Here is a 12,220-nt window from a genome sequence, read left to right on the forward strand (position 1 = left end):
GTTATTTTTCACTTTCTGTTTGATTGGAGTTTGTTACTTTAGCATCGAGTGGCTTGGTGTCTGTTAATGTTGTTGAAGCAGGTTTTTCTTCAACGACCGCAGCCATTTTAGCAGCATGCTCAGGATCAGGATCTGATTCTTGAATTTGCTGAGAACTCGCATGGGATTCCTTTACCGCAGCATCGTAGTTTTCTGTGAGCTCTTTTGCTTTGTTCAACTCAGATTGAACACCATTGGACGTTGCTTGATAACCGCTTTGTAAGGACAAGGCAGCATGACGCAAATCATCCATCGACTTTTTAAGTTCAGGAGAAAGTGTTTCTAGACCAGCCTTCTCTTCAACTTTTTTTAGAGTCTCTTGCAGCTCTTGCAATTTTAGTTCTTGTGATAGCTCATTCTGTACATTTGTCGCCATAGAGCGCATAGCACGAATCCAACCAGCAACAGTTCGCACTGCTACTGGAAGGCGCTGAGGACCGAGTACCACAAGACCAATAATAGCAACAAGCAGTAGTTCACTAAAACCTATGTCAAACACGGTTTATCCCTGCTCTTTATTTTTGCTCTCAACTGGGCTGTCTTTCTTTTCAGAAGCCTGTTGTTCAGTAATATTTTTCGTTGCAAAATCAGCATCTTGCTTTTCTTGCTCTGCTTTCGCTTTCGCAGCTTCATCATCATTCATGGCTTTTTTAAAGCCTTTAAGTGATTCACCTAAATCAGAACCTAAAGAACGTAGTTTTTTGGTACCGAAAATCAAAATGATAAGCAAAGCAATAATAATTAATTGCCAAGGGCTGCCGAAAGAAGCCATTGCAAAAGTTGATTCCATTGTTAATACCTCTATAGTTTTGGGATCAATTGTATCTAACTCTATTATATACAACCTACTCTAAATACGGAAATGTTCACAGCCTTATAAACTTGTCGCAAAACAAAGTCTACTTAATTATCGTCTCCTTTACACCAACCCACAAGCCACGATAATGCCCCCACAGTCATAAATACTGCTGCAATTCGAGTTAAGTCAGAGATAAAGAATAAACTACCACAAAGAATAAATGTTGCTCCGATACCTAAAAGGTACTGAGATTTACGCTGCTTAGCACGTTGATGCTTTAATTCTTGAGTAAGCTGCTCAATATTAGATTGTAAAAATCGGTGCTGCTTTAGTGCTCCGTATATAAGGTCAGGAATTTCTGGCATTTTCTCAGCCCAATAAGGGGCTTTTTCTTTTAAAGCTTTTGTGATCGCTGGAATACCGACCTGACTGTGAATCCAATCTTCTAAAAAGGGTTTTGCCGTCTTCCATAAATCTAATTGTGGATACAGTTGACGCCCCAGTCCTTCAACATACAACAGCGTCTTTTGTAGTAGCACCAATTGTGGCTGAACTTCCATATTAAAGCGGCGGGCGGTATTAAAGAGATTTAATAACACATGCCCAAAGGAAATTTCAGCGAGTGGTTTTTCAAAAATTGGCTCACATACCGTACGAATAGCAAATTCAAAATCTTCTACATTGGTATCAGGGGGAACCCAACCAGAATCGACATGTAGCTCTGCGACTTTACGGTAGTCACGGTTAAAAAAGGCAATAAAGTTTTCCGCTAAATAGCGCTTATCTTCTTTGTTCAATGAGCCAACAATTCCACAATCAATCCCAATATAGAGCGGATCTTCAGGATGTTCACGACTTACAAAGATATTGCCCGGATGCATATCAGCATGGAAGAAACTGTCACGAAACACCTGCGTGAAAAAGACTTTTACCCCTCTTTCTGCTAATAGCTTCATGTTAGTACCTTGCGCTTCTAGTGCCGCTATATCCGATACCGGAATACCATAAATACGTTCCATGACCATGACGTTTTCACGGCAATAATCTGGATATACTTCTGGAATATATAGCATTGAGCTATTTTCAAAATTACGTCTTAACTGAATTGCATTAGCCGATTCACGCAATAAATTTAGCTCATCAATTAGCGTTTTTTCGTATTCACGCACAACCTCTTTTGGACGTAAGCGTCGCCCATCAGGAAGAAGGGGAATCCAATTAGCAATACGATACATCAGCTTAATATCTGCTCTGATGACGGGCAAAATATCAGGTCGAATTACTTTTAATACAACATTTTTACCATTTTCTTTCAGAATTGCCGTATGCACTTGGGCAATAGAGGCAGAAGCTAATGCTTGCTCATCAAAATCATCAAACCATTGTTCTAGGGGACCACCAAGCGACTCTTCGATGTAACGACGCGCTAATTTACCATCAAAACTTGCGACTTTATCTTGTAATAAAGAAAGCTGATCGGCAATTTCTGGTGGAAAAAGGTCTCGGCGAGTTGACAGCATTTGACCAAATTTGATCCATACTGGACCGAGTTCCTGCAATGCTAAGCGAAGTCTTTCACCGACATCTTTATCTTTATGTTTATTTCTGATCCAAAAAAAGCCTAACCGCCCAATTCTTAACGGCAGTGTTAACTTAATTTTAGGGATCAGCTCATCTAACCCGTAAGAGAGAAAAACCCGAATAATGAAGTAAAGGCGTTTTATTTCACCGGGAGTCATTCTTCTCCTCCAACTGATTGAGCCGTTGTTCTAATTGGCTCATTGTGTTTGATATCTGTTCAACTTCATCACTAAAGTAGACGAGTTCTAACTGGCTAGGCGCCATTTTCCACTCTTCAAGGATGACATCTTTCACATAGGTTTTCTGGCTTTTGACTAAACGAGAGGCCAGACAAGCACCTTTACTCAACACCTTGCTAATCCCTTCAGCCGCAACATCACCAATATAAGGTGATAAATAATGGGCAGGATTCCAAATAGCCAAGTCCAATAATGAAGACCAATGCTGAACAATCTGCATATCGCCTTCAATCACGATGTCACCACGACTGATCAACTGTGAAAGTTGCTGTTTATCTTTCAATTTAATCAACGTAAACAGGGATGTTTTGATCGTGCAATCGGCAGGTTCTTGCCATTCACTCAATACATCCACATGATTTTCAGCAAAAATCAGGGTTAACGTTTTATTCAGCTCTTTCAACTCAATCGCCATGACTTTGCCTGCCAGACGCATTCTTGCAGGTTGCAGAACTTTCTCCTTAAACAACATATGGTTTAAAGAGGTTTCCATCATTGCGGTAACCAAGGAGTACAAGACCGTATTTGGATTTTCACTATGTGTTGATGGTGCTTCCATCTTAGAATTTAAACCCTTTATGCAATGCTACAATACCGCCAGTCATATTGTCGTAGGACACTTGCTCAAAACCTGCATTTTCCATCATCCCTTTTAGGGTTTCTTGGTTTGGATGCATACGAATAGACTCTGCTAAATAGCGATAGCTATCCGGATCATTCACAATCGCCTGACCTATACGAGGTAATATATGGAATGAATAAGCGTCATAAGCTTTATTTAGCGGTTCAATAATAGGTTTAGAGAACTCAAGAACTAATAAGCGTCCACCTGGTTTTAATACGCGGAACATCGAGCGCAGCGCTTTATCTTTATCGGTAACATTACGTAAACCAAAAGAGATGGTGATACAGTCAAAATAGTTATCTGGGAATGGCAGTTCTTCTGCATTAGCTTGTACGTAATTTACATTACCTACAATACCGAGATCACGCAGTTTCTCACGACCCATTTTTAACATTGAATCATTGATATCAGCGAGAACGACTTCACCTTTTTCGCCTACTAATCGAGAGAATTTTGCGGTCAGGTCACCGGTTCCACCAGCAAGGTCAAGAACACGTTGATTACGACGTACCCCGCTCGCTTCAATTGTGAAACGTTTCCAAATACGATGAATACCGAATGACATCAGGTCATTCATCAGATCATATTTTGCAGCTACAGAGTGAAAAACATTCGCAACTAGGCTCTCTTTTTCTTCTTTCTCTACAGTACGGAAACCAAAATCAATGGTTTCTTTATTTGGTTCGGTCATTTCTATTATGCCTGTTAATCGTTCAAACTTTTTTGAGAAGTGTACCAGCCTTTGAGGTAAAACCCTATTAGAAGTCTAAGATTCCGCACAATTAGACTTCTGAGCTCGCTCAATGAGTTGAGTGTCTATAGACTGCTTTACTTCTACGCCTAACTCTTTAAAACTTTCCGCCTGAGCGAGTAAATTACCTCGCCCATCAGCAAGACGTTTCATCGCTGATAGATAAGTATTATTGGCTTTATCTAGGCTAGAGCCCAAAACTTGCATGTCATCAACAAATAAGCGTAGCTTGTCGTACATTTTAGCTGCTCTATCTGCGATCTCTTGTGCATTTTGCTCTTGCCGTTCATAGCGCCATAAATTATTAATTGTGCGTACTGCCACTAATAATGTGGATGGGCAAACCAACATAATATTCAGTTTCAACCCTTCATCAAGTAGCTCAGGCGCCTCTTTCAGCGCCAGCAAATACGCTGGTTCAATGGGAATAAACATCAAAACATAATCCAGTGAACGTACACCCGGTAATTGGTGGTAGTCTTTACGACTTAGCATTTTCATGTGGTTACGAATTGATGCCACATGATCTTTAATCCCTTGTTTTTGTTGCTCAGGATCGTCACTGTTAAAATAATGTTCATACGCGACCAATGACATTTTCGCATCGACAACAACATCTTTACCCTCTGGAAGATGGATAATCACATCCGGTTGATATCGACTATTATAGCCAGTATTTATACTAACTTGCGTTTCAAACTCACTTCCTTGACGTAGACCAGAAACTTCTAAGATACGGGTTAGAATTGTTTCACCCCAATTTCCCTGAATTTTATTATCGCCTTTGAGTGCGCGAGTCAGGTTTATCGCCTCTTTGGTCATTTGATTATTCAGTTGTTGAAGTTGGCGAATTTCATAAGCCAGAGTATGGCGCTCTTTGGCTTCTTCACCATAACTTTGCTGGACTTGTTGGCGAAAACCTTCCAATTGCTCACGAAAAGGTGACAACATGGCCATTAAATTTTTTTGATGTTGTTCTGATGCCCTGCGCTCATTTTGTTCAAAAATACGATTAGCTAGGTTTTCAAATTGTGCAGTGAGACGCTGTTCACTATTTTGTAGTATGCGTTGTTTTTCTTCATTCGCTAGTTGGCTTTGTTCGAAGCGGGTCATGACTTCCCGTAATTCGGCTTCTTGCTCACGATTAATATCTCGCTGTGTTCTGAGTTCTTGATCCAATCGGTCACACTCATCTTTCCATTGAGCGAGATGACTGTTTTTTTCATCACTGACCGCTATTTGACGATAAGCTTCTTGTAACTCTCTCTCCTTTACGACTACTTTTTGAGCAATAGAAAACCAGACCGCTAAACCACCAGTCAAAATGCCACTCAAGGCGCCAATAATTGCATATAAAAGAGAGGTATCCACAGTTAAACCCTTACTTTACAGAACCTAGAGTAAGGTAATGGGATACTGTATAAGTGTCCAGAGGGAAATCACTATACTGCGACTTTTTTGCGAGCCGCTTCGCAGCTTATCCCATCCAACTCGCAAACCAGCGAATCCCTAAAGCCCCCGGAGCGAGGATCCCAAAAGCCCACACCATCGCAGAGCCCATATTCGCCAACTGAAAATAACGTTGTGGCATTTCACAAATACCCGCAACAAGGGGGATAACAGCCCGAATAGGGCCAAAGAAACGACCAAAGAATATTCCCCAAACACCCCAACGCTCAAAGAAGCGATGTCCTTTATCAATCATTTCAGGGTTACGGGAAAGTGGCCACATCTCACGCACTTTGTCTTTGTAGTGAAAACCAAACCAATATGATACCCAGTCCCCAAAGAAAGCCCCTAATGCTGCGGCGATCCAAATTGGGAAAAAGGCAATTTCACTCTCACCTATCAATGCCCCTAACCCCAGTAAAATAACCGTTGCGGGCAATAATAAAGATAAAAAAGCGAGAGATTCACCAAAAGCGAGAAAGAAAATGATAGGCCACGCCCACACTTCATGCTCGCGTGTAAAATCCGTGATGAGAGTAACGATTTCATTGAGGGTCAAAGGCGATGTCCTATCACTAATTAGTTTGATAATATTATTATAGTGAATTGAAATAAATAAAGTTGCAACGAAACCGCAGGGTTGCAACTTGAAATAATCAGACAGTATTATTCGAGAAAATGGCTCTGTAGCACGCTTCGTTGGGCACTATCTAGCCCAAAATCTTTTTCTAACCACTTGTCCACATTACCATAATTTGTATCGATACTTTTCAACGCGGTGAGTAAAAATTCTTCACGTACAGAAAAAATATACTCGAATTTTTTCAGCACATTTTCGCTCATGGTTTTTGAAAATTCTTCTAGTAGGTGATTACGGAATGGAGCCAATGTTTCATTGGTTAATAAATAATCGTCCATAACCGTATTTACATCGGCCCCAAGTGCAAATAAGACTAATGCAGAACCAATTCCTGTACGATCTTTCCCCACTGCACAGTGTTGCACCAGCCCACCCTTTTCAGGCTGTTTCAACATACTGACTAACTGATGATAAGCCGCATTATTAAGCGGTAGCAATTCATAAAGGCGGAACATAAAGGATTGAGGATCAAACTGTTCTAGCACTTCCGGCGTTAGTTTGTCTAAATTTGCACTCACTTCTTTTGCCAATGGATTTGCCGGTGCATGAACATAATGGGCACCGTTCCAGACGATATCTGGCTTATCTATGATTTCAGCTTCATCTCGATAATCAATGATTTGAAATAGATTTTGTGACTGTAAAACTTTCTCGTCATCTTGCGTTAAGCGGTCGAGAGCCCCCGAGCGAAACAGTACTCCAGGCTTAATTTTCCCACCATTTGCTAACTTCTTGCCGCCTAAATCACGAAAATTTATCCCTCCCTTTAAAGGAAGTACAGAAGGATGAAGGTAAGGTTTTGTTGACATGTATTTTCCCTTTCCATTCCTATACCAACCAAATTAACAAGTAAGAGAGTTAAGGCAATTACCTATAATTTGAGTAAGTTAAGGAGTTTTTGTGAGTCTGATTAAAAAGACAATAACAGATTCATCGACTAAGTGAATAAGAAAAAATGAGAAAAGAAATAGGGTTTTAATAAAGCGACGAGGTATGAGTTCCAAGAAAAAAACGCGTTCTGATAACGTAAATAGATAACTAAACCCGCTTACTCGTTATCCACAACCGAGTGAAATAAGTAAGCGGGTCAGTTAATTAGAAAACTAGAGGAGGCGACGAGCAGCTTCAACAACAATGCTCAATACGTTGCCTTCTGTCTTTTTCAGTAATGCTTCATTTGGAATTTCTTGCTGAGTACGGTTCACAATCACACCAGCAACCATACCTGCACGTAAACCTTGGCTTGCACACATTGTTAACAGTGTTGCAGATTCCATTTCATAGTTCATCACGCCCATATCTTGCCACTCTTTCATCGAGCCTCTGAAATGGCGCATAACACGACCAGTGTAGGTATCATAACGCTCTTGACCTGGGTAGAAAGTATCTGAAGATGCGGTAACACCTACGTGAACTGTCGCTCCCGCATCTTTCGCTGCTGCGTACAATGCATTAGTACAGGTGAAATCAGCAACCGCAGGGAATTCGATTGGTGCAAAATGCTGGCTAGCACCATCTAAACGCACCGCACCAGTGGTAACGAGTACATCACCAACATTGATATTTTCTTGAATGGCGCCAGTTGTACCAATACGCAAGAACGTGCGGATACCCAGTTGAGCTAACTCTTCAACTGCGATAGACGTTGATGGGCCACCGATACCCGTAGAGCAAACAATAACCGCTTTTCCATCAAGCTCACCACGCCATGACGTAAATTCACGTAATGAAGCAAGATGTACAGGGTTATCCATCAGACGTGCAATTTTTTCAACACGGTTAGGATCCCCAGGAACAATTGCAACAGTAGCGCCCTGTAAGTCACTCTTTTTTAAACCTAAGTGGAAAACGTCAGACATATAAAACTCCTTTACACAATGGCATCATTGAATTAGTACATTAGGGTTAATATAGCGTTTAATACGGACTCATTTAGTGATGAATGTCTCTTTTAATGAAAACGCAACTGATTCATTTTCAGTAAAACGAGATCTTGATCATAAAAAAGGCTGCAAAACTTTAAGCCCAAGAATGAGATACAACCAGTATAGATGAATGCATGCGATTATCGAAAAAAAGCGCCCATAAGGGCGCTTTAGATAGGCTGAATAGAAATATCTTGTAAAATCAGAGCACAACATCAAGGATCAGAACACCAATCAATCCGATACCCCAAGCTATTGTGGTTGGAATAGACCAAACAATCATTTGTTGCTTAACGTCCTTAATCCCCATCATTCTGTTCACAACCCAGTAAAGGCTGTCGTTAAAATAACCGAAGAACAGCGATCCCATCGTTGCCGCTTGGGCAGCAACTAATAAGTTAATATCCGGTATTTCACTAATAATCGGTGCTGAAATAGATGCCGCGGTAATCATTGCAACCGTTCCAGATCCCTGAATTAAACGCACTAATGTTGCGATAATAAATGGAATCAATACTGGCGTAATTGGCAGGTTTGCCACATGCTCCGCCAAAATATTGCCTGTTCCACTATCACGTAAAACTGCGCCTAATGCCCCACCAGCCCCCGTGACTAAAAGAATAATTCCCGCCGCCTGCAAACCTTCTTCCATGCGGTCAATGACTTCTTCTTTAGAAGCTTTTGGCATCAATGTATAAACTGAAATCAGTACACTGATAGAAAGCGCGATTATTGGTGCCCCCAAGAATTGGAATGATTGGAAATACCAATTGTCATCCATACCTTGGAATGTTGAAGTTTTTAGTAATAATCCGTTGATGGCATTAATAAAAATTAACAGAATTGGTGTAATGATCGGTAATAATGATAAGAATAAGCTGGGTAATGGTTTGTTAGCTTTTTCTTCCATATAACGAGCATGCACGTCTTTTAAATCATCATTACCCGTTTCATCTGGAATAAATTCTGGGTATTTTTTGCCTAACCATTTTGCATAGAAAACAATACCAATAACGCAAGGAATAGCCAGCGCCATACCTGCTAGAATCATCGCACCAACATCAACACCAAAAATACCCGCAACACCCAAAGGACCCGGAGTGGGTGGCACTGTATGATGCGTGACAACTAAGCCACCCGCTAATGCAACCCCAAGCGTTAATATACTGCGCTTTCCATTCTTAGCTAATGCTTTTGCTAGTGGGTATAAAATAACAAAAGCGGAGTCGACGAAAATAGGGATACTGACGATATAACCGGTAATTGCCAGCGCCCATTCCTCACGTTTTTTACCCAACCATTTAATAAAACTGTAGGCTATCTGCTCAGCAGCGCCGGAAACTTCCAGCACTCTTCCCATCATGACCCCAAGACCGATAACAATACCAATGCTACCAAGAGTTGAACCAAAACCCTTTGTAATCACGGTAACCGTTTCCGCAGCCGTTAATCCCCCCGAAATCCCAGCAATGGCTGCAGCGATCAACATCGCTAACAGTGCGTGTACACGCGTACGTAATACTAAGAAAATAAGGACAAATATGGCCACCGCTAGGCCAATAATAGGAATATAGGACATTATTTAATCTCCTATTTGGCCGAGCCATGATGCTTAATGAACGAACGGATCCCATCACTGAATGATCCATCCGCGCGGAACCCCAAGCTCAAAGCACGGGTAATATCGAATTTACCCGGCCAGCTTGCCACAATACGATTAATTGCTTCATCTGGCTCAAAACGGATTAAATCCACCGCTTTTTGCCCAGCAACATCACGCAGTGCGTCAATCATATCCTGTACCGTAACGGTAATTCCCGGCAAATTAACGGTGCGAGATTGACCAAATTGTTGAGCAGGAATACTGACTGCATGGATAAAGTTACTAATGACCGTTTCAGGACTTGATAGCCATAGAGCTAAGTTAGGAGAAACAGGGCAAACACTTTCGATGCCATTTAATGGCTCACGAATAATGCCGCTAGCGAAAGAAGAAGCGGCTTTATTAGGAACTCCAGGACGAATACTGATTGTTGGTAAACGCATCACCCGCCCATCAACATAACCTTTGCGTGAGTAATCATTCACCATCAGTTCGCACATGGCTTTTTGAGCGCCGTAAGATGACTGCGGATTAACAACGCATAAGTCAGTAATCACATCCGGCAATTCACCACCAAATACTGCCAGTGAGCTAGTGAATAAGAATTTGATTGCTGGATTTTTTGCACGAGCAACTTCCAGCAACTGGCGAGTTGCTTCAAAGTTCACCTTCATACCTAAATCAAAATCACTTTCTGCATGACTACTAACAATGGCGGCAAGATGGAAAATAACATCAGTTTCAGCATCAATTAATTTATCTGCAGCGCCAGATTGAGTTAAATCTAATGCGATACAACTTACTCGAGGATCTTCAATAGGCGATGTAGGGCATTGAATATCCACTAGAATAAGTTGGTTAAATTTTAATCCTTGGTTATTTTTAAGCAAAGCAGCGGCTAGCTGCTGGCCCAGAAAACCTGCGCCACCAGTAATAATAACTTTCATTGTCATTCTCCTTGCTATAACTCTTAAGAGCTATGCATCACTAGGTAAGATGTTTTTTTATGTATTTATTAAATGAAGTTTTATATTTTTTTCGATTATCTGCTGCACAACATCAGCAGGCAGTTGGTTATCACAAATAATGTCGTGCAACTGATCTAATGGGCAAACACGGAACATGCCATATTTACCGAATTTACTGCTATCTGAAACGAGTACACAACGGCGAGCAACATCAAGTAATGTCTGTTTAATTTGCACCTTTTCTTCATGTGGAGTTGATACCCCATGGAGTAAATCCCATGAACTGGTGCTAATAAAAGCAATATCCACATTCAGTGTTCGTAACATCGATGCGGCAGTATTTCCCACGCAAGAATGATTACGCTTATCCACTTGTCCACCCGTGTGATACAAGTTGAGCTGCGATTTATTCATCAGATACTGCATGATGGAAAAATCGTTCGTCACTATCGTTAAATTAAAACGCTCTCCTAACACTTTCGCGATTTCAAACGTGGTGGTTCCTGCATCGAGATAAACCACTTGACCGTCTTCAACTAATGAGCTGGAGAATTGCCCTATTTCACGCTTAGTTCGATGATGTAATCTTGCTTTCTCACTCCATGGGAGCTCTTGGCGTAATGCGTCATTAAGTTTCACACCACCACTAATCCCGATGACCTTACCCTCTTCCTCCAGCATGCGAATATCGCGTCTTACCGTCATGTGAGATACATTCATTAACTCGACCAAGTCACCAATAGACACAGTCTGATGTTCATAGACATAACGATAAATAAAATCACGACGTTCGGAAGGGATCATAAGGTTCTCCTAGAGATTAGCTTGCTTTAGCCAGCCCAAACCATCTTCTGTACGCCCTGCGGGATGATATTCACATCCAAGCCAACCTTCATATCCCATTTCATCTAATTGATTGAAAATCCATGGATAATTGACTTCACCGCTATCAGGCTCATGACGAAAAGGAACTGACGCTATCTGAATATGACTAAATTTACCCCATAGACGCTCAATTGTTTTCAATAAATCACCCTCCATAATTTGGCAGTGATATAAATCCAACTGAATAAAGACGTTATCGCGATCAATTTCGGGTAATAGTGACTCTGCTTGCTTTTGAGTTGTTAAAAAATACCCCGGCATATCACGAGTATTAATTGGCTCGATAAGTACACGAATTCCATGCTCCGCCATCACATCAGCAGCATATTGAATATTCTGAATAAAACAGGCTTTTTGCTGTTCTGGCGTGAATTTTTCATTCATTTTTCCAGCCATAGCATGGACTTGCTTGCAGCCGAGTGCATTGGCATATTTCAGTGCCGTTTGAACGCCTTGAGCGAATTCATCTTCACGACCCGGAATTGATGCCATCCCTCGCTCCCCTGCCCCCCAGTTTCCGGCTGGCATATTAAACAGAGCTTGGGTTAAATGATGTTTTTTAAGTTCGGCGGCGATAGCCTCTGCATCTTCTTCATAAGGAAAAAGATACTCAACACCCGTAAAGCCAGCATTAGCTGCACGTTCAAAACGTTGCATAAATGGAACTTCGTTAAACATCATACTGAGATTTGCTGCAAATTTAGCCATTTCTATGC

General features: G+C 41.2%; 13 protein-coding genes. All 13 read right to left on the reverse strand.

Annotation, left to right across the window (positions count from 1 at the left end; all coding sequences use genetic code 11):
• Position 1 precedes the first annotated feature (1 nt).
• The 13 genes from tatB to otnI all read right to left on the reverse strand — a co-directional run bounded on the left by tatB (position 2) and on the right by otnI (position 12,212).
• A complete protein-coding gene (gene tatB / locus PROVRUST_RS16010; protein WP_006815935.1) occupies positions 2-538 on the reverse strand; it encodes a Sec-independent protein translocase protein TatB in 537 nt (178 codons plus the stop codon).
• A gap of 3 nt (positions 539-541) precedes the next feature.
• Positions 542-829 carry a twin-arginine translocase TatA/TatE family subunit gene (tatA, locus tag PROVRUST_RS16015; RefSeq protein ID WP_039855708.1) on the reverse strand — a complete coding sequence of 96 codons (288 nt, stop codon included), beginning with the start codon at positions 827-829 and terminating at the stop codon, positions 542-544.
• Positions 830-942: 113 nt separating this feature from the next.
• Positions 943-2,577, reverse strand: a complete 1,635-nt coding sequence (gene ubiB, locus PROVRUST_RS16020; protein ID WP_006815937.1) for a ubiquinone biosynthesis regulatory protein kinase UbiB — start codon at positions 2,575-2,577, stop codon at positions 943-945.
• Positions 2,564-3,217, reverse strand: coding sequence for a ubiquinone biosynthesis accessory factor UbiJ (locus PROVRUST_RS16025; protein ID WP_006815938.1), 654 nt, complete (start codon positions 3,215-3,217; stop codon positions 2,564-2,566). The genes ubiB and PROVRUST_RS16025 overlap by 14 nt, the downstream gene beginning before the upstream one ends.
• A 1-nt stretch (position 3,218) precedes the next feature.
• Positions 3,219-3,974, reverse strand: a complete 756-nt coding sequence (gene ubiE, locus PROVRUST_RS16030; protein ID WP_006815939.1) for a bifunctional demethylmenaquinone methyltransferase/2-methoxy-6-polyprenyl-1,4-benzoquinol methylase UbiE — start codon at positions 3,972-3,974, stop codon at positions 3,219-3,221.
• Positions 3,975-4,049: 75 nt separating this feature from the next.
• Positions 4,050-5,405: a DNA recombination protein RmuC gene (gene rmuC, locus PROVRUST_RS16035; protein ID WP_006815940.1), complete on the reverse strand. Its 1,356-nt coding sequence runs from the start codon at positions 5,403-5,405 to the stop codon at positions 4,050-4,052.
• Between the two features lie 106 nt (positions 5,406-5,511).
• Positions 5,512-6,042 carry a DedA family protein gene (locus PROVRUST_RS16040; RefSeq protein ID WP_039855712.1) on the reverse strand — a complete coding sequence of 177 codons (531 nt, stop codon included), beginning with the start codon at positions 6,040-6,042 and terminating at the stop codon, positions 5,512-5,514.
• Between the two features lie 107 nt (positions 6,043-6,149).
• Positions 6,150-6,932 (reverse strand): tyrosine-protein phosphatase, encoded by a 783-nt coding sequence (locus PROVRUST_RS16045; protein ID WP_006815942.1) that lies wholly within the window; start codon positions 6,930-6,932, stop codon positions 6,150-6,152.
• A gap of 294 nt (positions 6,933-7,226) precedes the next feature.
• Positions 7,227-7,982 carry a uridine phosphorylase gene (udp, locus tag PROVRUST_RS16050; RefSeq protein WP_006815943.1) on the reverse strand — a complete coding sequence of 252 codons (756 nt, stop codon included), beginning with the start codon at positions 7,980-7,982 and terminating at the stop codon, positions 7,227-7,229.
• A 268-nt stretch (positions 7,983-8,250) separates the two neighbouring features.
• On the reverse strand, positions 8,251-9,627 hold the full coding sequence (locus PROVRUST_RS16055; RefSeq protein WP_006815944.1) for a GntP family permease: 1,377 nt from the start codon (positions 9,625-9,627) through the stop codon (positions 8,251-8,253).
• 11 nt (positions 9,628-9,638) lie between these two features.
• Positions 9,639-10,598, reverse strand: coding sequence for a D-erythronate dehydrogenase (gene denD, locus PROVRUST_RS16060; protein WP_039855716.1), 960 nt, complete (start codon positions 10,596-10,598; stop codon positions 9,639-9,641).
• A 57-nt stretch (positions 10,599-10,655) separates the two neighbouring features.
• Positions 10,656-11,423, reverse strand: a complete 768-nt coding sequence (locus tag PROVRUST_RS16065; protein WP_006815946.1) for a DeoR/GlpR family DNA-binding transcription regulator — start codon at positions 11,421-11,423, stop codon at positions 10,656-10,658.
• A 9-nt stretch (positions 11,424-11,432) separates the two neighbouring features.
• Positions 11,433-12,212: a 2-oxo-tetronate isomerase gene (gene otnI, locus PROVRUST_RS16070; RefSeq protein ID WP_006815947.1), complete on the reverse strand. Its 780-nt coding sequence runs from the start codon at positions 12,210-12,212 to the stop codon at positions 11,433-11,435.
• Between the last annotated feature and the right edge of the window lie 8 nt (positions 12,213-12,220).

Origin of the sequence: Providencia rustigianii DSM 4541 (assembly GCF_000156395.1) — a bacterium.
GTDB lineage: Bacteria > Pseudomonadota > Gammaproteobacteria > Enterobacterales > Enterobacteriaceae > Providencia > Providencia rustigianii.